This window comes from Fictibacillus macauensis ZFHKF-1 (genome assembly GCF_000269865.1).
GTDB classification, from domain to species: domain Bacteria; phylum Bacillota; class Bacilli; order Bacillales; family Fictibacillaceae; genus Fictibacillus_C; species Fictibacillus_C macauensis.
On the sequence record NZ_AKKV01000030.1, the window covers coordinates 1 to 24,216 of the forward strand.

26 protein-coding genes are annotated in these 24,216 nt (G+C 39.3%); 6 read left to right on the forward strand and 20 right to left on the reverse strand.

All coding sequences use genetic code 11. The features are described from left to right. Nucleotides 1-227: 227 nt before the first annotated feature. The gene (locus A374_RS13160; RefSeq protein WP_007202713.1) at nt 228-1,091 is read right to left on the reverse strand and encodes a nucleotidyltransferase-like protein; all 864 of its coding nucleotides are present in this window, start codon (nt 1,089-1,091) and stop codon (nt 228-230) included. Nucleotides 1,092-1,199: 108 nt separating this feature from the next. On the opposite strand from A374_RS13160, the gene A374_RS13165 reads away from it, so the two are divergent. Further along, complete coding sequence (locus A374_RS13165) at nt 1,200-1,568, forward strand: YgzB family protein (protein ID WP_007202714.1); 369 nt, start codon at nt 1,200-1,202, stop codon at nt 1,566-1,568. A 22-nt stretch (nt 1,569-1,590) separates the two neighbouring features. Here A374_RS13165 and perR read toward each other — a convergent pair whose 3' ends face one another. Continuing rightward, nucleotides 1,591-2,034 carry a peroxide-responsive transcriptional repressor PerR gene (gene perR / locus A374_RS13170; protein ID WP_007202715.1) on the reverse strand — a complete coding sequence of 148 codons (444 nt, stop codon included), beginning with the start codon at nt 2,032-2,034 and terminating at the stop codon, nt 1,591-1,593. Nucleotides 2,035-2,191: 157 nt separating this feature from the next. Further along, nucleotides 2,192-3,304, reverse strand: coding sequence for an aminopeptidase (locus A374_RS13175; RefSeq protein WP_007202716.1), 1,113 nt, complete (start codon nt 3,302-3,304; stop codon nt 2,192-2,194). A gap of 128 nt (nt 3,305-3,432) precedes the next feature. Here A374_RS13175 and A374_RS13180 point away from each other — a divergent pair, with 128 nt between their 5' ends. Next, complete coding sequence (locus tag A374_RS13180; RefSeq protein WP_007202717.1) at nt 3,433-3,612, forward strand: H-type small acid-soluble spore protein; 180 nt, start codon at nt 3,433-3,435, stop codon at nt 3,610-3,612. Between the two features lie 58 nt (nt 3,613-3,670). Here the strand turns inward: A374_RS13180 and bcp are convergent, their stop codons facing one another. The 6 genes from bcp to A374_RS13210 all read right to left on the reverse strand — a co-directional run bounded on the left by bcp (nt 3,671) and on the right by A374_RS13210 (nt 8,785). Further along, a complete protein-coding gene (gene bcp / locus A374_RS13185; protein WP_007202718.1) occupies nt 3,671-4,135 on the reverse strand; it encodes a thioredoxin-dependent thiol peroxidase in 465 nt (154 codons plus the stop codon). Between the two features lie 58 nt (nt 4,136-4,193). Then, nucleotides 4,194-4,619, reverse strand: coding sequence for an ion channel (locus tag A374_RS13190; protein WP_007202719.1), 426 nt, complete (start codon nt 4,617-4,619; stop codon nt 4,194-4,196). Nucleotides 4,620-4,789: 170 nt separating this feature from the next. Continuing rightward, nucleotides 4,790-5,944 (reverse strand): S8 family peptidase, encoded by a 1,155-nt coding sequence (locus A374_RS13195; RefSeq protein ID WP_007202720.1) that lies wholly within the window; start codon nt 5,942-5,944, stop codon nt 4,790-4,792. Nucleotides 5,945-6,195: 251 nt separating this feature from the next. Further along, complete coding sequence (locus tag A374_RS13200) at nt 6,196-6,981, reverse strand: ABC transporter permease (RefSeq protein ID WP_007202721.1); 786 nt, start codon at nt 6,979-6,981, stop codon at nt 6,196-6,198. Nucleotides 6,982-6,984: 3 nt separating this feature from the next. Further along, nucleotides 6,985-7,776 carry an ABC transporter permease gene (locus A374_RS13205; protein ID WP_007202722.1) on the reverse strand — a complete coding sequence of 264 codons (792 nt, stop codon included), beginning with the start codon at nt 7,774-7,776 and terminating at the stop codon, nt 6,985-6,987. Further along, entirely contained in the window at nt 7,769-8,785 is a 1,017-nt protein-coding gene (locus A374_RS13210; RefSeq protein WP_007202723.1) for an ABC transporter ATP-binding protein, read from the reverse strand. Before A374_RS13210 ends, A374_RS13205 begins: the two co-directional genes overlap by 8 nt. A gap of 193 nt (nt 8,786-8,978) precedes the next feature. Here A374_RS13210 and A374_RS13215 point away from each other — a divergent pair, with 193 nt between their 5' ends. Beyond that, entirely contained in the window at nt 8,979-10,274 is a 1,296-nt protein-coding gene (locus A374_RS13215) for a glutamate-1-semialdehyde 2,1-aminomutase (RefSeq protein WP_007202724.1), read from the forward strand. Nucleotides 10,275-10,452: 178 nt separating this feature from the next. Next, nucleotides 10,453-11,529: an FUSC family protein gene (locus A374_RS13220; RefSeq protein ID WP_007202725.1), complete on the forward strand. Its 1,077-nt coding sequence runs from the start codon at nt 10,453-10,455 to the stop codon at nt 11,527-11,529. A gap of 56 nt (nt 11,530-11,585) precedes the next feature. Here the strand turns inward: A374_RS13220 and A374_RS13225 are convergent, their stop codons facing one another. The 8 genes from A374_RS13225 to A374_RS13260 all read right to left on the reverse strand — a co-directional run bounded on the left by A374_RS13225 (nt 11,586) and on the right by A374_RS13260 (nt 20,535). Continuing rightward, nucleotides 11,586-12,491, reverse strand: a complete 906-nt coding sequence (locus tag A374_RS13225; RefSeq protein WP_007202726.1) for an ABC transporter permease — start codon at nt 12,489-12,491, stop codon at nt 11,586-11,588. Nucleotides 12,492-12,505: 14 nt separating this feature from the next. Beyond that, on the reverse strand, nt 12,506-13,507 hold the full coding sequence (locus A374_RS13230; protein ID WP_007202727.1) for an ABC transporter permease: 1,002 nt from the start codon (nt 13,505-13,507) through the stop codon (nt 12,506-12,508). 105 nt (nt 13,508-13,612) lie between these two features. Then, nucleotides 13,613-15,220 (reverse strand): ABC transporter substrate-binding protein, encoded by a 1,608-nt coding sequence (locus A374_RS13235; protein ID WP_007202728.1) that lies wholly within the window; start codon nt 15,218-15,220, stop codon nt 13,613-13,615. A 54-nt stretch (nt 15,221-15,274) separates the two neighbouring features. Continuing rightward, on the reverse strand, nt 15,275-16,243 hold the full coding sequence (locus tag A374_RS13240; protein WP_007202729.1) for an ABC transporter ATP-binding protein: 969 nt from the start codon (nt 16,241-16,243) through the stop codon (nt 15,275-15,277). Next, complete coding sequence (locus A374_RS13245; protein WP_007202730.1) at nt 16,224-17,225, reverse strand: ABC transporter ATP-binding protein; 1,002 nt, start codon at nt 17,223-17,225, stop codon at nt 16,224-16,226. Before A374_RS13245 ends, A374_RS13240 begins: the two co-directional genes overlap by 20 nt. 322 nt (nt 17,226-17,547) lie before the next feature. Beyond that, on the reverse strand, nt 17,548-19,293 hold the full coding sequence (locus A374_RS13250) for an ABC transporter ATP-binding protein (protein WP_007202731.1): 1,746 nt from the start codon (nt 19,291-19,293) through the stop codon (nt 17,548-17,550). 187 nt (nt 19,294-19,480) lie between these two features. Beyond that, on the reverse strand, nt 19,481-20,008 hold the full coding sequence (gene ntdP, locus A374_RS13255; RefSeq protein WP_007202732.1) for a nucleoside tri-diphosphate phosphatase: 528 nt from the start codon (nt 20,006-20,008) through the stop codon (nt 19,481-19,483). Between the two features lie 365 nt (nt 20,009-20,373). Continuing rightward, nucleotides 20,374-20,535, reverse strand: coding sequence for a gamma-type small acid-soluble spore protein (locus A374_RS13260; protein WP_007202733.1), 162 nt, complete (start codon nt 20,533-20,535; stop codon nt 20,374-20,376). Nucleotides 20,536-20,698: 163 nt separating this feature from the next. Between A374_RS13260 and A374_RS13265 the strand changes: the two genes are divergently transcribed. After that, a complete protein-coding gene (locus A374_RS13265) occupies nt 20,699-20,923 on the forward strand; it encodes a hypothetical protein (RefSeq protein ID WP_007202734.1) in 225 nt (74 codons plus the stop codon). A gap of 52 nt (nt 20,924-20,975) precedes the next feature. Here the strand turns inward: A374_RS13265 and A374_RS13270 are convergent, their stop codons facing one another. Genes A374_RS13270 through A374_RS13280 form a run of 3 tightly spaced genes read right to left on the reverse strand, consistent with a single transcriptional unit; the run spans nt 20,976 to nt 23,143 of the window. Further along, complete coding sequence (locus A374_RS13270; protein ID WP_007202735.1) at nt 20,976-21,734, reverse strand: SDR family NAD(P)-dependent oxidoreductase; 759 nt, start codon at nt 21,732-21,734, stop codon at nt 20,976-20,978. Further along, nucleotides 21,735-22,826, reverse strand: a complete 1,092-nt coding sequence (mutY, locus tag A374_RS13275) for an A/G-specific adenine glycosylase (RefSeq protein WP_007202736.1) — start codon at nt 22,824-22,826, stop codon at nt 21,735-21,737. It lies immediately after the preceding gene. Beyond that, nucleotides 22,823-23,143, reverse strand: a complete 321-nt coding sequence (locus tag A374_RS13280) for a hypothetical protein (RefSeq protein WP_007202737.1) — start codon at nt 23,141-23,143, stop codon at nt 22,823-22,825. Before A374_RS13280 ends, mutY begins: the two co-directional genes overlap by 4 nt. Nucleotides 23,144-23,205: 62 nt before the next feature. Between A374_RS13280 and A374_RS13285 the strand changes: the two genes are divergently transcribed. Beyond that, on the forward strand, nt 23,206-24,201 hold the full coding sequence (locus A374_RS13285) for a metal-dependent hydrolase (RefSeq protein WP_007202738.1): 996 nt from the start codon (nt 23,206-23,208) through the stop codon (nt 24,199-24,201). Nucleotides 24,202-24,216 lie beyond the last annotated feature (15 nt).

Here is a 24,216-nt window from a genome sequence, read left to right on the forward strand (position 1 = left end):
ACTTACTCTGGCTTTTGTTTGGTTTTCAAAGAACATTTTGTTTTCCGTTAATCGCTTGTTTTGTTTCAGCGACTTTATTAGGATAACATCTTTCGGTTGAAGTGTCAACCTCTTTTTTTAATTCGTTTTTTCTTTCGTGCGTCGCGTCGTATCAGCGACAAGTAATACTATATCACGGTTAAAAATTGAGGTCAACACTTTTTCCGAAAAAAATCATAAACTTTTTATCAACGTGAACAATAGTGGCGATGATAGAGCTTTTTACCTTTTGTTTCCCTCGTAATTACGCCAAGTAGTTCTTTATCAATTAAGTACTCTAATAAGATTCCTAAATCAATTGCATAATCTTGAATTTCACTATGTTCCATTAACTGAGCAATCGTCCACTCCTCTTGCTCATGGAAGATGTGCAGCAGATGGCCTGCACCTTGCTTTGCTTTAGCTCCTGTTGAAAACTCTCCTGCAATCAACAGAAGTTCAATTCGTTTTTCGATAGACTCGGCGCCCGTAATTAATTCTTCGTATAGTTTATAGATTTGAGGTTCCATAAGCCTTACTTGATCCCAGACGGTAATTTCGGGATGAAATCCTCTTTCAATAATGGCTAATCGCGCCAAATGGTGTAAGGCATGTAACACATGATTATAGGCATCAAGATATTGTCCGTTATGAAAAAGTGCTTTTCCATCAGAAAAACGGCGTAACAGCTTACCAAATTCAATCGTCATTTTCTTAGAGCGTTCTTGAACCGGAAATTGATCCAAGCGATCTCGTAAGTTCGTCACGTATTCGTTTCGATTAAACAATACCTTTCCATCGGTTACCCATTCAACTACCCGACGATTGGATCCTAGGAGAAGCCATTCATTTAGTTGTTGCTCATCTACTATATAAAGGGCTGCTTTTTTATGATCAAATTGATAATGCTTAACGGTCCATTGTTTTGGGGCTTTCTCCACGATAATAAATAAAATACAATCAAAGTTATCCGTTAATGGATTAAATGGCTTATTTTTCTCAATTAATAGAACACCTAACGTATTTTCATTGCTCGCTCTTTCTTGATAAAGGGGACGTAATAAATCCTCCATGCCTTCAACTCCCGTTCTGTAGTAAGTCTCCCACACAATTCAACACATTTCTTGAAATTCCTTTCTTTTTTTCCAAGGGGCTGTATACTGTAAGTAGGAGGGACAAACATGATTAAATATACGAGTAAGATTAATAAGATTCGTACGTTTGCGTTAAGTCTTGTCTTCATCGGCATCATCATTATGTATGCTGGGATATACTTTAAAACCAATTTTCTCATTATGACGATTTTCATGATGATTGGTTTTCTTGCTACTCTTTCCAGTGCTGTTGTGTATTTTTGGATTGGAATGATGTCTACGAAAGCTGTTCAGGTCGTTTGCCCAAACTGCAATAAAATTACAAAAGTGCTCGGGCGCGCAGATGCATGCATGGCATGTAACCAACCATTAACGTTAGATAAAAACCTTGAGGGGCTAGAGTTTGACGATCAATATAATACCCGAAAAGGTATGAAAAAGCTCGCAAAAAAATAAGCTGATCCAGTTCAAAGCTGGTTCAGCTTATTTGATGTTGTTGAGTTTTACAACTTGGACAAGTTCCGTATATCTCCATACGGTGATGACCTACTTCAAATCCAGTTACTGATTCGGCGAGTGATTCCACTTCGTCTAAACCTGGATAATGAAAATCAACAATCTTGCCACATCCCTCACAAATAATGTGATAGTGATCCGTTGTAACACAATCAAAGCGACTAGAAGCATCTCCATACGTCAATTCTTTTACAAGTCCAACCTCTTTAAATACACGTAAATTATTATATACGGTCGCAACACTCATATTCGGGAATTTACCTTCTAAAGACTTATATATTTCATCAGCGGTTGGATGTGTCATTGATTGAATCAAATGCTCCAAAATCGCATGACGTTGAGGAGTGATGCGTACTCCAGACTGTTTTAACGTTTCAATGGCTTCATTGATGCGAACTTCCGACATCGTCATGCACCTCGCTCTCAAAAGATATTATTACATTGTAATTTTTATAAATAGTGTAAACGAAATACGCCTATTTTGTCAATCCATTCCTCTTTATTATAAAGTTAAAAAGCCTTACAACGTCGCTTTCTTTCATACGACGCTGTAAGGCTTTCGTTTACTTTAAGTTTTCAGGATTCAATCCTTCTAACTCAGGTATTACGAATAGGCCGTCTTTACGAATTAATACATCATCAAAGTAAAGCTCTCCACCGCCGTATTCAGGACGTTGAATTAACACCATATCCCAATGAACAGATGAACGGTTGCCGTTATCCGCTTCTTCATATGCTTCACCTGGCGTAAAGTGAATACTGCCACAAATCTTTTCGTCAAATAAAATGTCACCCATTGGATGTTCAATCATTGGATTAACGCCAATTGCGAATTCACCAACGAAACGTGCACCTTCATCTGTATCAAAAATTTCATTCAATTTATCCGTTTCGTTGTCGCTAGTTGCTTCTACAATCTTACCGTCTTTAAACGTTAATTTAACGTTTTGGAACACAGTGCCACGGTATGGACACGGTGTATTATACGTAATCGTCCCATTTACACTGTCTTTAACAGGTGCTGTGAATACCTCTCCATCCGGAATGTTGTTTTCACCGGCACATGGTACAGCTGGAATGTCTTTAATTGAGAACGTAAGATCTGTGCCTGGACTAACAATTCGAACCGAATCCGTTCGTTCCATTAATTCCTTTAACGGCTGCTGCGCATCAAACATTTTTTTATAATCTACATTACATACATCTAATAAGAAATTCTCAAATGACTCAAAGCTCATTTTCGCCTTTTGTGCTAAACCTTGTGATGGATAATTTAACAACACCCAGCGTCGTTCATTGATCAGCATTTTTTGGACAGGTTTATTGTATTCGCCAATTAAGCGAAACTTTTCTGCCGGAACTTCTGAAAGTTCAGCGTCATTATTAGAGCTTTCAATGGCAATAAACGCATCAATATCTTTTACTTCTTGCAGTTCCCATTTTTTTAAGGTCTCAACTTGCTTCGGTTGCATTCCTGTAAACAGGTAACGATTGATTTCATCATCTTGAAGTCTTACATATGGATAAGCACCAATTGCATAAACTTCTTCAATGAGCGCTTTAACGAGCGGACGAGCTGTTAACTGAGCACGAATTAAGACGCGTTCTCCTTCTTTTAACTGTAGGGAATGATGAACTAAGGTCTGAGCCAGTTTTTCTACTCTTGCATCTTTCATAACAATCTCTCCTCTATGTATATTACTTTTTTAAAATTTTAATAATTCTATCATAGCACGAATCATATCCTGAGGTTATAAAAAAGTGAATCTGGGTATACTTCTTAAAAAAAAAGGGAGTGATTAAGATGAATGTAGAACGCGCCAAACAAATTATTTCATCACCTAGTGATATCGAAGTAAAACACCAAGGGACGTCCGTTTGGATTGAGTCTATTGATGAAGCGAGTCAAAAAGCAAGGGTACATATGAACCGTCAACCTCTACAGTCTCAAGAAGTACCTATTAATGAACTTCAGGAGCAATAAATGCAAAAAAACCGCCTTTCTTCCTATATATAAGAAGAAAGGCGATTTCTCGTTTTCGTTATTGTTCTTTTAAGAATGTTAGAACCTCACGAATGTGATCTTTCACTTTTACTTTGCGATACTCTTGAATGAGTGCACCCTCTTGATCAATGACAAACGTTGATCGTTCAATGCCCATGTACTCTTTTCCGAAATTTTTCTTTAGTTTCCATACACCGTATGCTTCTGCAACTTCGTGATTTTCGTCTGCTAAAAGGGTAAATGGCAAACCGTATTTATCAATGAACTTCTCGTGCCGCTTCACTGGATCTGTACTAACCCCAACAATTACGGCATTGAGTGCAGCAAACTCCTCATGTTGATCACGAAAATCGCATGCTTGTGTTGTGCAGCCTGGCGTCATATCTTTTGGGTAAAAATAGAGTACAACATACTTTCCCTTTAATGTTTCTAATGAAAAGTTGCTCCCATCACTTGCTGGCAAAGTAAATACTGGCGCTTTTGAGCCAATCGCTATCGTCATAGATACTCCTCCTGTTAGTCACCTTCTATAGTAGAAGAGTAACCAATTGCTGAGCAATCTACAACCTTTTTGATGTTTTTTCAATCACTGATGTTAAAACAAAAGCAACAGGAAGTAAATAGCCAATAAGTGCTTCGAGAATAGAAAGCCACCTGCCGACGCCTATGGGTGTAATGTCACCATAACCAACTGAAAGCATTGTCATCGAGCTAAAATACATCGCATCATCTAGTACGTGAAAAAAATAAAAGTGACTAAGGATGACGCCTCCTTTTTCAATCACATGAATATCCATTAACATAAATGAAGTATATATTAAGCCAAATCCTAAAATAATTGTAATATAAACAAGAACGAGCACAAATAAATGTTCAAGAGACATGAGTTGAAGCTTTATTATAGGATGTAAAAAAAGCAATTGTAAGCTTTTAAAAATAATAAGTGCTGCAATCAGTACAATGAAAACATAAATAACGCTCCCCATAGTACACCACCTTACAGTAAAGATGTATGCACAATTGCTCTATTATAGGACAATCTCTATCAATCAAAGATGCTATTAATACTTAAAAAACCGCAATGGAGACTCTACTCCACTGCGGTTTACCTGTTTTTAAAGGACTCGTTCGTTTTTAGCCAATTGTTTTCGTAATTTTATTTAGCAGCTACTGCTTTAGCAGCATTTACTCGGCCATATTTAAATTTGTCGCCTGTTCCATCAACTTTATCAGCTGTACCTTCGATGTCTTTACGGATTTGGCTTGCATCTTTTCCTTGTGATGCAAGAAGACCCGCTAAACCAGCTACAAGTGGTGTAGCCATTGAAGTACCAGATAATTTCTCGAATTTACCACCAGGAACTGTAGAAAGAATATCAACACCAGGAGCGGCTACATCTACCCAGTCACCATAGTTAGAGAAATCAGCTAGCGCATCATTTTCGTCTGTTGCAGCTACGGCAATTGCCGTTTCATTAGCACCAGGATAGCTTTTCTTATCTGTGCTTTCGTTCCCAGCTGCTGCTACGATTACTGCACCTTTTTGAGACGCATATTCAATCGCATCATCAAGCGTTTTAGAAGAACCAGGTCCTCCAAGGCTTAGTGAGATAACTTTTGCTCCTTGATCGGCAGCATACTTAATACCTTTAGCAATGTTATCTAGAGAACCGCTACCTTGTGCATCAAGAACACGGACTGGAAGGACAGATACATCTGGTGCCATACCAGCAATTCCTTTACCGTTGTTCGTAGCTGCCGCTGCAATTCCTGCACAGTGCGTACCATGCTTGTTTTCATCCATTGCATCATCGTCATTATCAACAAAGTCTTTTCCTTTAAGAACTTTTCCTTCTAAGTCAGGGTGACTAGCGTCAACACCTGTATCAACAATTGCTACTTTTACATCTTTTGAACCTTTTGTTACGTCCCATGCTTTTTCAGCACCAATTGTTTGAGGTGCATATTGATTTTTAAATTCTGTATCATCTGGTGTAAATGTCGCCTTGTATGTATAGTTCGGCTCTGCGTACTCTACATTTTTATCAGACTCTAGTTGATCGATGGCTTGATCCACACTTCCATTTACTTTTACGACTTTATAATCTTTCGTACTTTCAACTACTTTTACATTAGAAGCAGAGTTGATAGAAGCAACTTGTGAAGAAGAAACACCTTTTTTGAATTTCACAATAATTTCTTTCGGTGCTACATCTGTTTTAGTTACCGGCTTAGTTGCTGCTTGTGCTGGTGAAGCTAAAGAAACGACAATTGGTAAAGTTGCTGCTACAGTAAGGATTTTCTTGAACATATCAATCTCTCCTTTGATTTAAGATATCCTAAGTTTAGACGCAAATTAGCAGAAAATAAAGAAAAAATTACATATTTCGATAAAGATGAACACTATCACCCAATAATATAGAAATTATATTATTAATGTGTTTAAATAACTATGTGTAATTGTCTGAAATTTCAGTTCGTTTTTCCCAATGAATTTACACTATTTTCTAAATTTTCAGGAAAAATAAAAAAGCGTTCTGTGTAAAGAACGCTTTTTTCCTTTTAATTCCCAGCACCTCGGTATTTAGTCACCCCTTTGTTCCAAAGAAAAAGGGAAATGAAGAAGAAAACAATGCCGATTACCGGTGTTAAATACGTGTAAGTGTACCATTCTTCTTTACCGAGAAAATAGGCAGAAGGATAAACACCAACAAAAGCAAATGGTAGAATCCATGTTAAAACCCAACGAATGACTTTATTATAGATGTTAACAGGATACCGCCCGTAGTTACCGATATTGTACATCATCGGCATAATATCAGTACGACTATCTGACCAAAAGCCTATGCTAGCTAGCGAAATAAAGATCCCTGCATATACCATAGCCCCACTAAACGCTAAAAGAAGGAAAACAAACAAATCATACCAATGGAAGGTAAGGTGAAGCTGGCTAGCTGATACGATCATAATAACGATACCAGTGACCGCTCCAAATAAAGATTCCAGCTCCATACGCTCAAGAATAATTTGAAATAAACTATGAATAGGCCGCGTTAAAATACGATCCATTTCCCCTTTTACAATATAACGATCGGTAAAATCCCAAATATTAAAGAATGCACCAAATAAAGCAAATGGAACAAGGAAAAATCCATAGATAAAAATCATTTCATCTCGAGACCATCCACTTAATAAACTCGTATGGCCAAAGACGACGAGAATAAAGATAAGATTCACAGCTTGTGATAGGAGGTCAGATATAATTTCGACGAGCGCATCTGCGCGATACGTTAATCTCGTTTTTAAATATTGACTAGCATATTGAAAGAAAATTGATACATATGACATCTCTTAACCCCCTTGTACAATCAGTTGTCGTTTCGCGAGCGTCCACAGCATACCAATTGGCAAGAATAAGAGAATGACCCATACCGCTTGATTCATGAGACCATTCCAAATTTGTACACCTTGAAAGCCTTCCGTGAAAATCATGCTTGGAATGTAACTGATTCCTTTAAAGGGTAAGTAATCCATGACGGTTTGTGCCCAACCTGGAAAGAAGCTAATCGGAAGAATAAGACCTGAAAACAAATCAATGACTACTCGTTTCGCTCGAATTAAACCGGCATTATTAAATAGAAAGAACGTTGCAATCCCTGTTAGCAAGTTAATTTGTGTATTAATCATAAAGCTTAATAGGATTGATCCTAGAAAATACACCCATGTTAACGGATGTGCAGAAAAGGAGACCGGAAACAAGAAATATACAATAACCATACCTGGTAAGGAAAAGAATAAAATGCGGAAAATCCCCTCACCAAGCCCTTGCATCATCTTCATCGTTAAATAATTGTAGGGACGAATCATCTCAATGGCTACTTTCCCTTCTTTAATCTCCATAGCAATTTCTCGGTCTATATTATTAAAATAAAAGGCGCGCGCCATCCAAGCGACTGCAATATATGTGGTCATTTGGCCAATGGAAAGGGATTGAATGCTGCCTTTATCTCCATATATAGCACTCCATAAAAAGTAATAGGCACCGATGTTAATACTATAGATTAGAATACCGCTATAATAATTTGTTCGGTACGCCAGCATCATTAAAAATCGAATGCGAATCATTTCAATATATTTAGCCATTCCGAATGGCTCCTTCTTCATAAATATTGCGGATAATTTCTTCTGTTGTCGTTTCAGCCATTTTTAAATCTATGATTTTAATGCTACTAACCACTTTACCAATAACACCCGAAATGATGTCTTCATCGTCATCAATAGAAGCTGTCCAGCTTGCGCCGTTGTCCCCTTGTTCCCATACAACGAGATAACCAGCCGTAAGTTGTTGCAACGTTTGTAGTGACACTTCCTCAGAAAAAACAAATTGTATTTGCTTGCCTTCTCCCCAGTTTTCTCGCAACTGCTGAAGAGCGCCATCATAGATGATATTTCCCTCGTCTAGCATAATAACCCGTTCACATAACGCCTCGATGTCCGATAAGTCATGCGTTGTTAATAAAATGGTCGTGCCATACTTCTCATTAATTTTCTTTAAGAACTCACGAATTTTCAGTTTTACAAGCACGTCTAAACCAATCGTTGGTTCATCAAGAAATAATAACGGTGGATTATGAATAAGTGCCGCAGCAAGCTCACAGCGCATTCGCTGTCCGAGTGAAAGTTTTCGAACCGGTTGATTGAGCAATGGTTCAATATTTAATGTCGAAATAACATCTTCCATATGCGTTTCATAGAACGCATCAGAAACGTTATATACTTTTTTTAATAATCGAAAAGACTCTTGAACAGCAATGTCCCACCATAGTTGGGAGCGTTGACCGAACACGACCCCAATACTTCGCACAAATTGTTCACGATCTCTATGAGGATCCATCCCATTTACGCTTACCGTTCCAGATGTTGGCGTTAAGATGCCTGTTAACATTTTAATCGTTGTTGATTTACCCGCACCATTCTCACCAATATAACCGACCATTTCTCCTGGCTTTATTTGCAAAGATATCCCGTTTACGGCCGTTTTCGTAGAATAATTCCTTGTAAACAGATCACGAAAAGCTCCCTTTAACCCCGAACGGCTTGCGTGCGATTTAAATTCCTTGCGCAGCCCATTCACATCGATAATATAGTTCATCCTCTGCCTCCAGCATATTCTCTTTTTTTCTTCAGCAACCATTAGTTTATCTCATGTTGCGCATTGCTACAAATTCCACTAGCTTCTTTTTACACAAAGCCCCTCTTTCTCCCATTATGACCATGTGCTTCTCATGCAGACAGTTACCTAAACGTGCTACAATAACAGATGGAAATAAGGAGGAGATTATTAGATGAACCATGAGAATTCAGAACGATTATATAGTGAAGCACAAAAACATATTGTTGGCGGTGTAAACAGTCCGTCTCGTTCTTTTAAAGCAGTAGGTGGAGGTGCTCCTGTATTTATGGAGCGTGCTAATGGTGCTTATTTTTGGGATGAAGACGGTAACCGTTATATTGATTACTTAGCTGCATACGGTCCCATTATTACAGGACATGCTCATCCTCATATTAAAGAAGCGATCATAAAGGCAGCTCAAAATGGTGTACTATACGGAACACCTACTAAGCTTGAAGTGCAATTTGCGAAAATGTTAAAAGAAGCAATGCCAGCAATGGAGAAAGTTCGCTTTGTAAATTCCGGAACCGAGGCCGTTATGACGACCATTCGGGTAGCACGTGCCTATACAGGGCGTGATAAAATTATAAAATTTGCAGGATGTTATCACGGGCATTCTGATCTTGTACTCGTTGCGGCCGGCTCTGGTCCATCTACATTAGGTACACCTGATTCAGCTGGTGTGCCAAAAAGTATCGCTCAAGAAGTTATTACCGTTCCGTTTAATGACATTGAAGCCTATAAAGAAGCGCTTGATCGTTGGGGTCAAGAAATCGCAGCGGTTCTTGTTGAACCGATCGTTGGAAACTTTGGAATTGTAGAGCCTGCAGAAGGCTTTCTTAAAGCTGTTAATGAATTAACGCACGAAGCCGGTGCCCTCGTCATCTATGATGAGGTAATTACCGCTTTCCGCTTTATGTACGGTGGTGCCCAAGACTTATTGCAAGTAAAACCTGACATGACGGCACTTGGTAAAATTATTGGTGGTGGCCTGCCAATCGGGGCTTACGGCGGCAAAAAAGAAATCATGGAAAAAGTAGCCCCACTTGGACCTGCTTATCAAGCAGGAACAATGGCTGGTAACCCCGCTTCCATTTCAGCAGGAATTGCTTGCTTAGAAGTATTGCAACAAGAAGGTGTTTATGAGGCAATGGATGCGCTCGGTAAACAGCTTGAAGAAGGCATTCTCGCGCATGCGAAGGAATACAACATACCAATTACGATTAATCGACTAAAAGGGGCCCTTACTGTCTACTTTACAAATGAAAAAGTTGTTAACTACGAGCAAGCCGAACAAACAGATGGTGAAATGTTTGGTCGATACTTTAAAGCCATGCTTGCAGAAGGCATTAACTTAGCTCCGTCGAAGTATGAAGCAATGTTCTTAACAACCGCTCATACAGAGGAAGATATTGTTGCCACGTTAGAAGCTGTTAAACGTTCGTTTAAAAAGCTTTCACAATCATGATTAATCAAAACCTGCACGATGCGCTCATTGGCGCGATTGTGCAGGTTTTTTTTATAAATTGATTTCATAAAATTGCCTTCGTTGAATACTTGATTAATAATGGGAAACATTGTATAGTGGTCAAGATTAAGAACTGTTTTATCTTATCTTACTTATAGAAGGGAACACTTGACTTCACATGAAATTTGGAGCCCGCATGATAAAAACGGGGTTAGCCATTACGATGGCCATTTATTTAGCGACGCTACTCGGCTTAAGCACACCAGTATTTGCTGCTATTGCCGCTACGTTTGCCATTCAGCCATCTATTTATCGGTCGTATCAAACGATTATTGACCAAGTACAAGGTAATATTGTTGGTGCGATTTTTGCCATTGTAGCCGTCTTAACAATCGGAAACTCTCCTTTTGTTATAGGATTTGTTGTAATCCTCGTTATAGCGGTTAACTTAAAATTAAAAATTGAAAAGACGATTTCCCTCGCAGTTGTAACGGTCATCGCAATCATGGAAAGCCAAACTGGCGATTTCGTTTCGTTTGCACTCGGACGCTTTTTACTCGTTATGCTCGGTGTTGTTTCAGCCTTTATCGTTAATTTAGTATTTATGCCACCAAAGCATGAAACGAAGCTTTACTTCAGCATCTCTCATTTAACAGATGACATTATTAAATGGATGCGCATGATCAGCCGACATGCTACCGAGTATGCGGCAGCGAAAGATGACATTGGTGCAATGAAAGACCGTATGATTAAAATGGATCAACTTTATCTACTGTATAAAGAAGATCGTACGTATTTTAAAGCACATCAATTTACGAAGGGACGTAAGCTTGTCATTTATCGGCAAATGATTTTTACAACAAAAAAATCTTTTGAACTGTTGCGTAAATTAAATCGCAATGAAAATGAATTAATTTGTATGCCTGAACCGCTGCAAACATTAATGACAGAGCAACTCGATTTCTTAACAACGTACCATGAACAAATTCTTTTAAAATATACAGGAAAAATTCGTTCTCAGCATGCAGCGTGTATGTACGAAGAGTATTGCGAACATAAAAACCAGCTCATGAGTACATTTATGAGCTACTACACAACACCTGAAAATGAAAAATGGATGCATCTTTTCCCTATTTTTGCGCTTATTATTGATTATAGCGATCAACTTGAGCATTTAGATCGCCTCGTAGAAAGCTTTAAAAACTTCCATACGGATGATAATGAGTTGAATTTGAAAGAAGGACAAAGTGAATAAAGAATAAACAAACGAGCAAAGGATGATCCTCCTTTGCTCGTTTATTCGTCGTTCTATTAGTTTTTCATTTTAGGATCGAGTGCATCACGCAAGCCATCGCCCATTAAATTAAAACCAAGCACGGTTAACATAATCGCAAGTCCTGGAAAAATAACTGTCCACGGAGCGTCTAAAATAAAGTCTTTGGAATCGGCCAGCATCTTACCCCACTCAGGCGTCGGAGGCTGCGCACCTAGTCCTAAAAAGCCAAGAGCAGCTGCTTCAATAATGGCTGTCGCAATCGCGAGCGTTCCTTGCACAATAATAGGTGCCATGCTATTAGGTAGCACGTGTTGAAACAATATACGGGAATCTTTCATACCAATTGCCTTAGCTGCCGATATATACTCTTCTTGCTTGACGCTTAATACTTTTGAGCGCACAAGGCGTCCGAAGATCGGTACGTTAATGAGCGCAATCGCAATGAGCGCATTTCGAAGCGACGGTCCTAGTACAGAAACGACGGCAATGGCTAATAAAATACTTGGAAAAGCCAGAATTATATCAAAAACGCGTGAAATAATCATGTCTATAAATCTTCCATAATAACCTGCTATTACCCCTAAAGTAGAGCCAACAATAACAGAGCCTGCTACAGAAATACATCCAACCCAAATAGAAATACGCGCACCATAAATGATTCTTGTTAGAATATCACGACCAAACTCATCAGTGCCAAACCAATGGGCCGCTGATGGCGCTAAATGCTTGTCCGCCATTTTTTGTACATCATAACTATAGGGAGCGATCAGTGGTGCGATTATTGCAATTAGGATAAAGAAAGCCACAAGAAACATGCCTGCCATTGCTAGTTTATTTTTTCGAAACGAGCGCCAGGCATCTCTCCAAGGTGAAATCACCCGCTCCTCTTGTGCTGCTGTTGGGTTCGTTATTGGTGGTGTTGTTCCTGCCAGTTCAGCCATAAAAACTCCCCCTATCAGTATTTGATTCGCGGATCAATTGCAGCATACAAAAGATCGACGATAAGATTAATGAATACAAATAACGTAGCAATAACGAGAATGCCCGATTGAATGACAGGATAGTCACGTGATGAAATTGCATCGTAGATGTACGTTCCTATACCAGGCCATCCGAAAATAGTTTCTGTCAAAATTGCTCCACCAAGAAGTAAGCCTGCCTGCAAACCAATGACGGTAACGACTGGAATCATTGCATTTTTCAAAGAATGCTTGTACACAACAAGCGGCATCTTTAATCCTTTTGCGCGAGCCGTTCGAATGTAATCTGACTTCATTACTTCAAGCATACTCGAACGTGTCATACGAGCGATAATGGCCATGGGAATGGTTCCTAAAGCAATTCCAGGAAGAATTAAATGTTTGACCACTTCGATAAACTGACTAAAATTCCCTTGTATTAACGTATCTAGTAAATATAAATTCGTAATGGCTTCAATCGGTGCCCGGACATCTTCACGACCCGTTGTTGGTAGCAAGTCTAACTGTATGGAAACGAAATATTGTTCCATTAAACCAAACCAGAAGATTGGCATTGAAATACCTATTAAAGCAATCAGCATTACACCATAATCAAACCAAGAGTTTTGCAACCACGCCGATATGATTCCTGCGTTAACTCCAATAATAACGGCAATAATCATCGCCACAAATGCCAGTTCAATTGTAGCTGCTAAATGCGGCCATAGTTCATCACTAATGGGATTTCGCGTTTTTAATGACATCCCAAGATCACCTTGGAACAATCCTTTCATATACTCCACGAACTGCGTATACCAAGGCTCCGTTAAGCCTAATTGCTTCGTGAGTTCTTCAATTGCTTGCTTTGAGGCTTGTTGTCCTAAAATAAGTTGTGCCGGATTGCCTGGAATGGCTCGAATCATCATAAACACTATAAACACCATGCCGAGAAGAACAGGAATGAGCTGACCAACTCTTCGGATCGTGTATGACAGCATGTCCACACCTCATTTATGTATAGATTTAATTTAGTTGCTCTTAAAAATTTGTAAGAAGAAAAAAGAAAAGAGGAGCTGATCTGATCGACTCCCCTTTGCCTTTTTTTACTTCGTCATAGATACTTCTACAAAAGACTGGGATCCCTTTGGATGTGGATAGAAATCTTTAATTTTGCTCGTTCCACCAAGGATTGGCTTTGCGTGAACAAGCGGAACCCACGGCGCATCTTCATGAATAATTTTCTCTGCTTTTTTATACAACACTTCACGTTTCGCTTCATCTGCTGTTGACTGTGCTTCAATTAATAGTTTATGAACAGCAGGACTATTGTAGCGAGAATAGTTATTTGAGTTAATTGTATCTTTATCTAGCAATGAATATAAGAAGTTATCAGCGTCTCCATTATCTCCTGTCCAACCAATTAAGAACGCTGGTGACTCACCTTTACGAATCTTTTCTAAATAGACGCCCCAATCAAAGGTTACGATATTCGCGTCGATATTTACTTTTTTCAAGTTTGCTTGAATCGCTTCTGCAATTTTCTTTCCGTCTGGCATGTAAGGACGTGATACTGGCATTGCCCATAGATCCATTTTAAATCCTTTTTCTAAACCAGCTTTTTTCAGTAATTCTTTTGCTTTCGTTTCATTGTAACCATAGTCTTTTACATCTTTATTTTGACCAGCTATAGCAGACGGTAGTGGTGTTGCTGCCGCTTCTGCTGTGCCATTATAAAAGTTCTTAATTAATTCATCTTTATTGACAAGATAGTTAATAGCTTGACGCACTTCTTTTTTATTGAATGGAGCTTTTTCAGTATTAAAACCTAAATAGGCAACATTCATAGAAGGACGTTCGAACACTTGTAGCTTGTTATTGGATTTAATTTTATCAAGCTCACTTGGATTTACGTTATCGATTAAATCCACTTCGCCTTTTGTGAGCGCGTTCATACGAGCTGAGTTATCTTTGATCACTTTAAACGTCACACCATCTAGTTTCGGTAAGCCTTTTTTCCAGTAACTATCATTTTTAACAACGGTAATGGTAGCATCACGTTTCCATTCTTTAAATTTAAATGGTCCTGTCCCGACTGGATTTTGTCCAATTTTATCACCGTACTTCTCAATCGCTGCCGGACTTGAAATCGCAAACGGACTCATCGCTAAGTTTTTCAAAAACGGTGCTTGGGGACGCTTTAATGTAAATTGAACAGTATTTTTATCAACCGCTTTTACTTCTTTAATAACATGTGCTTTGTCTTTTTTATAGCCACCGAACATTGATGCATAATACGGGAATTTAGCTGCATCACCGTTCATCCAACGCTCGAAGTTTTTAACAACAGCTTCCGCGTTAAAGTCCGTACCATCGTGAAACTTAATACCTTCTTCCAGCTTTAACGTATACTTTAAGTTATCTTTTGAAATTTCCCAACTTTTTGCTAAACCAGGTTGAACATCTGTGTTTTCCTTTTTATAACTTAAAAGTGGTTCAAAGATTTGTTCAGTTACGATAAAGGATTCGCCATCTGTTTCATGCGCAGGATCAAGCCCTACTGCATCGCCACCTTTTCCGTAAATCATTACACCTCCGCCATCTCCACCTTTTTTGCCATTACCGTCACTGGATGTTTTTGAAGAGTTACAACCTGCCAATCCGAGTGATAAAATCAAAATGAAAGCTACAAGCGCGAATAAACTTTTCTTCATCACGTTCCCCCCATTTTCATTTATAAATTTGCCTACATTTATATGTACGAGCTATCATCCGTAAAGATGACAAGCAACGTAGTGGCCATCCTTCATTTCTTGAAATGCTGGACGTTCGCTTCCGCATCGTTCCATCGCTTGAGGACATCGTGTGTGAAATGCACATCCTTTAGGCGGATTGGATGGGCTTGGGACATCACCCTTTAAAATAATGCGTTCGCGTTTTACATCAACATCAGGAATAGGTACAGCAGACAAAAGAGCTTGAGTGTACGGATGCAATGGTTCGTCATACAACTCTTCACTTGTGGATAACTCTACAATGTTTCCTAAATACATCACGCCGACACGATCACTAATATGACGAACGACACCAAGATCATGCGCAATAAATAAATACGTAAGATCGAATTCCTTCTGTAGATCTTGAAGCAAATTTAATACTTGAGACTGAATGGAAACATCCAGAGCTGATACTGGTTCATCGGCAATAATTAGTTTTGGATTCACGGCAAGGGCGCGAGCAATACCGATACGTTGCCGCTGACCACCACTAAATTGATGCGGGTAGCGACCGGCATGATAACTACTTAGTCCGACTACTTCCAACAATTCTTTCACTCGTTTTTTTCGTTCTTGGCGATTGCGCATGCCATGAACGATTAAAGGCTCTTCTAAAATTTTCTCCACAGTATGACGGGGGTTTAGTGACGCATATGGATCTTGAAACACCATCTGCATATCGCGACGCATCTTCCGCATTTCTGAAGAGGAGAGGGAAAGAATGTCTTTTCCTTCAAAATATACTTTCCCTTCACTCGGTTCGAGGAGCCTAAGCAACATGCGTCCAGTCGTTGATTTGCCACAGCCACTTTCACCAACGAGGCCAAGTGTTTCACCTTTCTTTATTGTAAAGGAGACTCCGTCTACCGCTTTCACTTGACCGACTGTTGATCCAAGTACTCCACCCTTAATAGGAAAGTGCTTTTTTAAATTTTCCACTTTAACTAATGGTTCGATCAACCGCACCCTCCCCTTTCGATTCCACGTATAGCCAGCAGCGTACTTTTTGCGCTTCTGCTAACGATGTAAGTTCTGGTGTTTCTTGAAAACAGCGTTCCATCGCATGCTCACAGCGTGGTGCAAATTGACATCCTGTTTGGATACTTCCAGGCTTTGGTACATTTCCTGGAATCGAATAGAGTCGTTCTTTTTTTCCACGCATATCAGGAACGGACCGAATGAGTCCGACGGTGTAAGGATGCTTAGGATTTTTGAAAAGCGACACTACATCTGCTTCTTCAACAATTTTCCCAGCATACATAACAACAACGCGCTGACACATTTCAGCAACTACTCCTAAATCATGCGTAATCATCATAATAGCTGTATCTGTTTCGCTATTTAGTTTTGTCATGAGTTCTAAAATTTGGGCTTGAATCGTAACATCGAGTGCGGTGGTAGGTTCGTCTGCTATTAATAGTTGAGGTGAGCACATCATCGCCATTGCAATCATTACACGTTGACGCATACCCCCTGAGAGTTGGTGTGGAAAATCTTTCATTAACTCTTCTGCACGAGGTAACCCCACTTCTTTTAACTTTGCAATTGCAAGTTGCTGTGCTTGTTTTTTGGACATTTTTTTATGTATCTTTAATGCTTCGATTAGCTGACTTCCAATCGTAAAGACTGGATTTAAGCTCGTCATCGGTTCTTGAAAAATCATGGCAATTTCATTCCCACGAATACTCCGCATCTTTTGATCGGATGCGCGGGCTAAATTTTCTCCTTTAAATACAATGTCGCCATGAACTTTCCCATTAGCGGGTAAAAGCCCCATAACTGAAAGTGAGGTAACACTCTTACCACATCCGGATTCCCCTACAATTCCTAATACTTCTCCTGCATTTACATGAAAATCAATGTCGTTAACTACCGTTACTTCACCATCGTCTGTAGCAAACGCTGTTTTTAAACGGTGTACGTTCAAGACAGGACTGCTCACTTCCTTACACCCCTTTTCTACGGTGACATTTTTTTACACAGTGAACAATTTGTAGGATACTTCTACTGAAATTATGACACTAGTCACAAATTTTGACAATCATTAATTTTCTAAAAAATATAAATTTTCAGTACTTATTTCTCTTTTTTTAGATGAATCCCTAGGTATTTGGTTCTTTTCCAAGCTTTTAACACCGCAATAACTGTCGATATCGTAAAAAAAAAATATTTTTTTACGATTTAGCATCTAACATGTTTTTTTTAGGAACATGAAAAAACGCGAGTGAAGTAGACGACTTGCTGCTACTTCATTCGCGTTCTTCTTAATCAAAAGCCTGCACGTTAAATAAATTATAATAGGCTCCTTCTTGTCGCATTAAGGCACTATGTGTGCCGCTTTCCGCAATCTGTCCATCGATAATAACCACAATGCGATCAGCATGGGTAATAGTCGCTAAGCGATGGGCTACGATAAATGTTGTTCGATCCTTTGCCAACGTTTCTAACGATTCTTGGATTAAATGCTCGCTTTCTAAGTCGAGCGCTGACGTCGCTTCATCCAAAATTAAAAGAGGTGGATTTTTCAAAAATACACGGGCAATCGCTAATCGTTGCTTTTGACCACCTGATAATTTCACGCCCCGTTCTCCAATTTTCGTATCATAGCCTTGAGGTAAACCGAGAATAAAGTCATGTGCATTGGCTGCTTTAGCTGCGCTCACGACTTCCTCATCACTCGCTTCTGGATTCCCCATTAAAATATTTTCTTTTACCGATTCACTAAATAGAATGTTATCTTGAAGCACCATCCCTATTTTATCGCGCAATGTTCGGACTTTATAAGAACGTATGTCGGCACCATCTAATAAAATTCTACCGCCTGTTACGTCATAAAAACGAGGAATTAAACTCACAAGAGACGACTTACCTCCACCGCTCATTCCAACAAGCGCAATGGTTTCTCCTTTTTCTACACTTAAATTAATATCTGTTAAAACATCCGGTTCATGATCGTTATAGCGAAACGAAACATGTTCAAAAGAAATTGCTCCGTCGACATGATCAAGAGATTCCGCATGTTTTCCATCCTTGATATCATATTCTTCGTCCATAAATTCTACAACGCGATCCATGGATGCATGTGCTTGAGTTAGCGTAGTCGATGAATTAACGAGACGACGCAACGGATTATATAGTCGATCCATGTAGCCAGCAAACGCCACTACTTCCCCAATCGTAATATGGCCTAAAATGGCTCGATACGCTGAAATCCCAATAACGAGCAAAGGTGCTAAATCAGTTATTGTATTAACAACCGCAAATGTTTTCGCATTCCATGATGTTTGTGCCATTGCTTTTTCTAAAAAACGACCGTTTCGTTTATTAAATCGCTGCTGTTCGTAATCCTCCAGAGCGAAGCTCCGAATAACTGACATTCCTTGCACACGTTCATGAAGATGGCCTTGAACTTCCGCTAATGCTTGCGAGCGTTCTTTCGTTAAACCGCGAAGTCGAGCATAAAAGTATTTAACCGATCCACCGTAAAAAGGCAACATAGCAAGCGCAGCTAACGTTAGCCAACCGTCCATCGTTGCCATGATTATAATGGCAATCACAATCGTAAACATATCTAACCATACGTTCATAAGACCGGTAATTACAAAATCCTTTGTTTGTTCCACATCATTAATAACACGAGAAATGATCTCACCAGACTTATTGTTGGAATAAAAGCGAAGAGAAAGCCGTTGGATATGATGAAAGAGTTTATCACGAATATCAAATAACACTTTACTAGCAACCCATTGTGCATAGTATTGGCGGTAATATTCGATTGGTGGACGAATAATGCCAAAAACAAATACTGCACCACCTAATAACCAACCGAGCCGAATAAGCTTATCGGTTTCAGAGATCCCGCTTGCACTAATAATATTATCTACTACATATTTTAAAATGAGTGGAATGAGCAAAGGAATACCGAACTTCAATAACCCGATTACGATTGTCCAACTAATTTGCTTACGATATGGTTTTACAAATGATAAGTACCGTCGAATACTATTCAAGTCCTCACCTTCCTTTCTCATAAGTAAATAAACATAGTCACTTCCATTAGGTTTCCCCTTTTACCGAGGTCAATGTGTACATATCCATCATACTAAAAAATGCAAAAAGAAGGGGATATCGTGACTTATGATACTTACAGACGAAAAAGCACCTCATTATTTTTTGTAATGAGATGCTTACTGATCCTTATCTAAATTCTAGGTAACGCTCATACCATTGCTCAATGAACCCGGGCTCAAATGGTCCTTTACGCTGGTTAATCATGGACATTAAATCTTGAAGATTTTTCTTTATAATATAATCTAATTCGTGTGGGTAGTTCATCATTTGCCTATGAAGGTTGTACTCATCTTCATCGAGCAAAATATATGACATGTCGGGGAATACTTTAATGTCGAGATCATAATCTATATATTTCAGTGCTTCGTTATCCCAAATATAAGGTGTCCCCAAATTACAATAATAATAAAAGCCGTCTTGGCGAATCATTCCGATCACATTGAACCATTGCTGCGCATTAAAATAACAAATCGCAGGTTCCCTTGTCCGCCACTGCCTTCCATCTGACTCTGTAACGAGAATCCGATCATTTCCGGCAATCACTACGGATGAATTTCCCTTTAAAATAACCGTATCTTCCCAAGTGCGATGAAGTGTTCCGTTATGCTTGTAACTTTGTATATCAATAATACTTCCGGGTGTGGGAAAACTCATATGCCTCTCCTTTCTTCGCAATTCCGGAAGCTAATGCGCACCAGCTTTTCCATATACCCTTTTTTAAATATAATAAAAAGACTTCGGTAACTCACTAGCTTTCCATACAATTTCGTTCATTATGTCGTCTCTCCATTAGTGTAGCCCTGCCCGGCTCTGTCCATCCCCATGAATCCTGTACTTTACGTTATTTTCTCTTCTACATTATATCGTTTTAAGAATAGTTTGGAAATGATAGTTACCCCAATTCTTGAAAAAAAGCTTGCCCATTTTTTTAGCCAAGCATTAAATACCCGCATTATGTAGGATAAAAACCCAAAAATACCCCCTGCGCCTAAGCACAAGAGGTATTAGTGGATAGAGGGTTATTGTTGTTGTCCTTTACGAGCTTTTGCTCCAGCGTTTTTTTGACGCATGTTTTGTGCGTCAGTTTCGCTAGCGAATTCAGCGCCGTATTGGCCAGCTTGGGACTGTTGGTTTTGTTGCATTGCATTTTGAGCGTTTTTCTTGTTCGCTTTTTTGTCCATGAATATCACCTCCACGAACCTTAATGTAACCGGTCTCTTTTTGTTTTATGTAACCATTTTTTTACTCCAAACGCGATCTATATTTTCCCTTAAAGAGGAGGATTGTGTTTCTTATTAGTCGGGTACTCTACTTACTATAAGGACATGAAAGGAGAGGAACTACATGTATGTTGGTCGGGATTTAACACAATTAGGAATGATGTCTAAAAAAGAATGGAGCGATGTTGAGCTTGCCCACTTTCATTCGTCATTTCAACAAATAACACCGTTTCTAAATGCAGAGGGTGTAGCCATTCATCGCGATATTATAGAGGAGATCAAGGCTCGTGGTGGACTTGCCTCCAGTGAAGCAAGTTATGAACACGGTACGATTACACCTGCCGATTAAAACCACTAAAAGAAAAAGTAGGATGAGACAAACCATGTCCCATCCTACTGTATTAAAAGTTACTTTTAGATTGTCCACCATCGACATTAAGCGTGGCTCCACTTACCCAAGAAGCTCGTTTTGATGCAAGAAATACAACTGTATTTGCGATTTCTTCTACGGTACCAAAGCGCCCTGCAGGGATGCTTTGTTCTACGAATGTCTTAATTTTTTCAGGATTTTCTTCCAATCGTTTTTGCCAATTTCCTGTAGGATGAAGTACTGATCCTGGCGCGACACCACAAACACGAATGCCTTGCCCTATTAATTCATCTGCCAATGATTTAGTAAAAGAAATCATGGCTGCTTTACTAGCATTATACGTAGGTTTCCCACCTGCTTCGCGTCCGAAAACAGAGGAAATGTTAACAATCACACCTTCGTTATGAGTCATCATCGTTGTTGCAGCAAGCTTACTCATAGCGACTGCCGATAAAAAATTCAATTGAAGGGACTCTTCAAATTGTGCAAGTGGCGTGTTCATACTGTCTGTTCCGTTGCTTCCACCAGCATTATTTATTAACACATCAATCGTACCAAAGCGGTCAAGAAAGGCATCGATAAGTGCTTGACGATCCTGTTCGTTCGTTACATCACCTTGAAAAATTTCTAATGATGGTATCTGTTGTTTCGCTTCCTGAAGAGACGTTTCATTGCGTCCACAAATACCAACTTGTGCCCCCTCTTCTAGAAAAAGCTTGGCAATACCTAGGCCAAGCCCTTTGGAACCTCCTGTAACAAGCACTTTTTTTCCGTCTAATCCTAAATTCATTTACTCCACCTCTTTAGCTAATTTTATTATTTTTTGGTGAGAGACAGAAAAAGGATATTGCTCCATTTCACTGAGTGTGACCCACCGTAAATCTTCTTGTTCTCTTCCTTTAGTATGTGCATATCCTGTAAACAATTGAATGTCCCATTTCAAATGCGAAAAAATATGGGAGATCCGACTGATTGCTTCACCGATTGTTGCTTCAACTTCCCACTCACTTTCTAAGAAAGAGACAAGCGTCTGTTCTTCATCCTTCCCTCGATAGCGCACTGGTAAGTTGGGGAATTCCCATAAGTTAGCTAGCAATCCTTCACTAGGTCGGCGATGAATTAAATAGCGTCCTTCTTGATTGCGTAATAAAACAGCAGCAAGATCAACGGTTTTCACTTTTATTTTCTTTACTTTAACAGGTAGTTCTTTTTGCCGTCCTTGTTCAAAGGCGCGACAATGTGCTTGCACAGGACAAAGAAGACAAGCAGGTGATTGTGGTGTACAAATTAAAGCACCAAGCTCCATTAACGCTTGATTAAAAGAGGAAGGGTCTTCTTTACTAATTAGTTCGCGAACAAGTGTTTCAAATAGTACACGAGTTTTTGCTTTTGCAATATCATCTTCCACAATTAAGATTCGCGATAATACCCGCATAACATTCCCATCTACTGCAGGTTCTGGAATTCCATAAGCAATACTTAAAATAGCACCAGCAGTATAGGGACCTACACCTTTTAATTTTGAAATTTTTTCAGGAGAAGAAGGTACCTGTCCACCATAGCTTGTTGATACTTCTTTGACAGCGGTTTGTAAATTACGAACTCGGGAATAATAACCTAAACCTTCCCATGCTTTTAAAACCTTTTCTTCCTCTGCTTGAGCTAAATGTTCTAAAGTAGGAAATTGGGCTAAAAAGCGTTGAAAGTAAGGAATGACCGTATCCACTCTCGTTTGTTGGAGCATAATTTCTGATACCCATACTTTATAAGGATCCTGGTCTTTTCGCCAAGGTAGATCACGTTTATTGTCCTTATACCATGAAATAAGATCTTCTCGAAACGCTTCAATCGGAAAAGACGCTGTAATTTCAGCTACACTCATCGGTTCACACTCCCTTGTGGTAGAAATGCCCAACAGTGTATTTTTCCCACCCCTCCATGAATAAGGGAATGGAGTTCTCCATAAACAGCATGATTTTCTTGAAGCCTTTGTGCTTTGATGGTTTTGTAAGCCTCAATACTACTGACATCAAAGCTTTCAACGTACAAAAAAGGTTGATCATATGCTTTCATCCAGGAAAGGTTCGTAATACCCGCTTTTTTCATTTCAAAAAGCACCCTTTCCATTTGACTTTCATATTGTTCAATGACATGTTCTTTAATTTTATATTCAATAAATACGCTTATTCTTTGCTTCATTTCTCTAACCTCACTACAATAAGATAAAGCCTGTACACACTATAACATAGGAGGTGGGTGTAATGGATACTGGAACCCATATCGTTATGGGACTCGGACTTGGCGGATTAGCCATGTTAGATCCGGTAGTTTCCGCTGACCCAATCACCGCCCAAGCTGTTTTAATTGGAACGCTTGTAGGCTCACAGGCACCAGATTTTGATACAATTCTTAAGTTAAAAAATAACGCTGTTTATATACGCAACCATCGCGGTATTACTCATTCGGTGCCTGCTCTATTGATTTGGCCTGCTCTGCTTGCTCCTTTTATTCATTTGTTCTTTCCAGAAAGCAACGGCTTGCACCTTTGGCTGTGGACATCGATTGCCGTGATCATTCATGTATTTGTTGATATCTTTAATGCTTATGGAACACAAGCGCTGTATCCTTTTTCAAAACGGTGGGTAGCACTTGGTGTTATCAATATTTTTGATCCTTTTATTTTCATTACACATCTCGTTGCCTTAGCACTATGGTATGTTGGTTTTCAGCCTGGAATTATTTTCGCAGCTCTCTATGTGCTTTTAATCGCTTACTATATCGCCAGAATTTGGAGCCGTCATCGCGTTGCACGAGCAGTGGCAACACAAATACCTGAAACGAAAGATGTCATTATATCACCGTCTTTAAAATGGAGTCACTATCACATTGCCGTAAAAACGAAACGTCAGTTTTTCGTCGCCAATATGACACATGGTGTTTTAACAATTCTTGATACGTTTGATCGAATGGCAATTCCTAATACGCCGATTATGCACGCAGCTATGAACGATAAAAACATCTCCGCTTTTTTATCGTTCTCCCCTGTTTATCGTTGGGAGGCAGAACGAAATTCGTTAGGCTACGAGGTGCGCTTTATCGATCTTCGCTATCGTAGCAAAGGTCATTACCCATTCGTGGCACTCGTGCAACTGGATCATCAACTTAAGTGTGTTACTTCTTATACAGGGTGGGTTTACAGCGAAGATCGTTTGCGTAAAAAAATGGACATAACGCCATCCAAGCTTATAAAAAATTAGTGATGAGGTTTATTT